Here is a 2,947-nt window from a genome sequence, read left to right as displayed (position 1 = left end):
ACACCACGCCCGGATCTCGCCGCTCCGCCGCACCCTCCGCGCCGGCGGCAGCGACACGGGCTGCGGCGCCGCCAACTGCCCTACGAGCAGGGCCACTACGCCTGGCAGCGCCGCCGCCGGCACCTTCCGCAGCTCCGGCAGCCGTGCCGCCAGCTCCGCACGGGCGTGCCGCAGCCGACGGTTCGTGGCGCCGAGAGTCGCCTCCACCTCCGCGGCGGTCTCGCGCAGGCTCAGGCCCAGCCCGTCGTGGAGGAGCAGCGCGCTGCGGTAGGCGCACGGCAGACGCAACAGCGCGTCGAGCAGCGCGCGGTCGCCGGGCGGTACGTGCCGCATCGCCCGTACCCGGCGCACGGCCCGCACAGGCCGAAGGTGCCGAGAGGGCGCGAGCGCATGGCGGTACGCCTCCGCGCGCACCCACCCCGCCGGATCCGGATCGAGCGCCACCCGCGGCCAGCGGCGCCAGGCAAGCCGGAACGCGTGGGCGACCGAGCGCCGGGCGAGGCGCCCGCCCCCGCACAGCAGGAACGTCTGCCGTACGAGCCCCGGGGCGTGCCGCTCGTGCAGCAGGTCGAAGACGGCAGCGGCCGTCCCGGGCGGACGAGCGCTCTGTCTGACGTCGTACATGCGCACATAGTGGGCGACACAGCGACAACCGCACTGTTACCGGGGCAGAACGTGTGTCGTTGACAGCATGTCGCCGTGAGCCAAGTGACGCATCGCAGCCGCACGTTGTCCCCGTACGAGACCGGCGGGCCGGGTACGCGGCCGCTGCCGCCGAGGCCCGCCTGGTTCGTCGAGGGGGCGCTCGCGGCGGGGCTGGGGCTCGGCGCGCTCACCGTCCTCGTGCTGCTCCTGTGGATCGTCTCGCCCTATCCGGAGAGCAGCGCGGGCGAGGCGCTGCGCATCGCGGCCGACCTGTGGCTGCTCGGCCACGGCAGCTCTCTCGTCCGTACCGAGACGCTCTCGGGTGTGCCCGCGCCGATCGGGCTGACGCCGCTGCTGCTGGCGGTCCTGCCGGTGTGGCTGCTGTACCGGGCGTTCGTACAGGCGCTGGCCGCGGGGGGAAAGAGCGCGGAGGAGGCGGACGTCGCCGCGAAGGCCGCGCAGGACTCCGGTTCGGCGCCCCGCGCGGAGCGGGACGGCGACGCGCTGACCCCGCTGCTCTGTGTCGCGGGCGGCTATCTCGTGACGGCCGCCGTCGCCGTGCTGTTCGCGTCCGCCGGACCCGTACGGGCCGATGTGCTCAGCGCGTTGGTGCGGCTGCCGCTCTTCGTCGTGTGCGTCGCCCTCGCGGCGATGTGGCCCGCGTGGGTCCGTACGGCGCCGGAGCCGTCCAACGAGGCGTCCGCGCACGCCGGTTCGGGCCCCGCGCCCCGACAGCAGCCGTACGGGCGGCGGTCGCCGGTACGCGGCGAGGCGCGGACGCTCGCGCGGCGGCTGAACCCGTCCCGTACCGCCCTGACGGCCGTGGGAGTGCTGTGCGGCGGCGGTCTCCTCGTCACGCTCGGCGCCGTGCTGTGGCACCTGGACGAGGTACAGGCGGCGTTTCCGCGGCTCGCGGGGGACTCGTGGACGGGGCAGTCCGCGGTGCTGCTCCTCGTCCTGGCGCTGCTGCCCAACGCCGCGGTGTGGGCGGCCTCTTACGGGCTCGGACCGGGCTTCGCCCTCGGCGCGAGTACGGGCACGGGTGCGGGCACGGGTTCCGGCGCCCGGCTGCCGTCGTTCCCGCTGCTCGAAGCGCTGCCGGGCGCGGACGGCGACTACGGCCTGCTCGTGTTCGCCGCGGCGAGCGCGGTGCCGCTGGCGGCCGGTGTGCTCATCGGCCGCCGGGTCGGCTACGCCGCCGTACCGGAGCCGGGGCGCCGCACCGGGGCGACGGGACGGCAGGGCACGGTGTGCGTCGTGGCGCTGGTGGCGGGCGAGTGCGCGGCCGGTGTCGCGGTGCTGGCGGCGTTCTCCGGCGGGGCCCTGGGGACCGGGGCGATGGCGTCCCTCGGGCCGAGTTGGTGGTGGGCCGGTGCGGCCGCGTTCCTGTGGTCCGTGCTGGTCGGCGTCCCCGTCGCGCTGGTGCTGCGCGCCTGGCGGCTGCGGGACGGCGACCCGGGCGACGAGTGGCACGCGACCGCGTCGCGCCGGGCACGCTGGACGGCCCTGAAGACGGCGTCCGGCGGACTGATGCCGGACTTCGAACCGCGCCGCGACTGACGCCGGGACGGCGGCTCAGCGCAGGGAGAGACCGGCGGCCGACGACGAGCGGTCCTGGAGCAGCGGACGCAGCTCGGGCGGCAGCAGATCCTTGCAGTCCTCCCGCGAGGACTGCGTCAACGCGTCCTCCGTACATGTGAAGTAGTCGCTGTAGACCTGCTGGAAGGTGAAGGTCGCCGCGACCACCGCCAGTGCGAGCGCCGCCGTGACCAGACCGCTGACCGCCGCCGTCGTACGGGACTTGGCCGCCTGCGCCGGGGTCACCACGACCGGGATCTGCGCCGCGGGCTGCCGCTCCTGCTCGCCCGCGGCGGACGTGCGGTCCGAGCCCGCGACGTCCTCCGCGGTCGCGCTCGTGCCGGAGCCGCCGCGCCGGCCCGAACTCCCGGACNGGTCGCCGCCGCTCCGGAGTTGCCGCGCTTGCCCGAATTCCCGGACGTGGATGAGGACTTGCCGGCACGAAGCGCGCTGATGCCCCAGTAGACGGACAGGGCGCCGAGGAGCAGCGCGACCTCGGGAAGGCTGAAGAGGGAGAAGAACAGCGCCCAGACGCCGGTGTGCAGGGAGTAGCGCGCGTGCCGCTGCGTCGGGTCGGTCGGGTCCCAGCGCATGCCGCGCGAGAGGCTTCCGCCGGGACCGCCGCTGCCGCTGCCGCCGGGGCCGCCGTTCCCGTTCTCCGGGCCGCCGGACGTGCCGGTGCCCCCGAAGCCGCCGCTCTGGCGCCCGGGTTGCTGGCTGCTCC

The 2,947-nt window shown here is 75.8% G+C and carries 3 protein-coding genes; 1 reads left to right on the top strand and 2 read right to left on the bottom strand.

Annotation, left to right across the window (positions count from 1 at the left end):
* Positions 1 to 624 (bottom strand): sigma factor-like helix-turn-helix DNA-binding protein (locus tag AN218_RS08925; protein WP_070016230.1); only part of this gene is annotated, 624 nt, incomplete at its 3' end.
* Positions 625 to 699: 75 nt separating this feature from the next.
* Here AN218_RS08925 and AN218_RS08920 point away from each other — a divergent pair.
* Positions 700 to 2,205 (top strand): cell division protein PerM, encoded by a 1,506-nt coding sequence (locus tag AN218_RS08920; RefSeq protein WP_141747520.1) that lies wholly within the window; start codon positions 700 to 702, stop codon positions 2,203 to 2,205.
* A gap of 15 nt (positions 2,206 to 2,220) precedes the next feature.
* Here the strand turns inward: AN218_RS08920 and AN218_RS38885 are convergent, their stop codons facing one another.
* Positions 2,221 to 2,469 (bottom strand): hypothetical protein, encoded by a 249-nt coding sequence (locus AN218_RS38885; RefSeq protein ID WP_171908638.1) that lies wholly within the window; start codon positions 2,467 to 2,469, stop codon positions 2,221 to 2,223.
* Positions 2,470 to 2,947: the final 478 nt, after the last annotated feature.

The sequence above is a fragment of the Streptomyces nanshensis genome, assembly GCF_001751255.1.
GTDB lineage: Bacteria > Actinomycetota > Actinomycetes > Streptomycetales > Streptomycetaceae > Streptomyces > Streptomyces nanshensis_A.
This window is presented reverse-complemented; position numbering and strand designations above follow the sequence as displayed.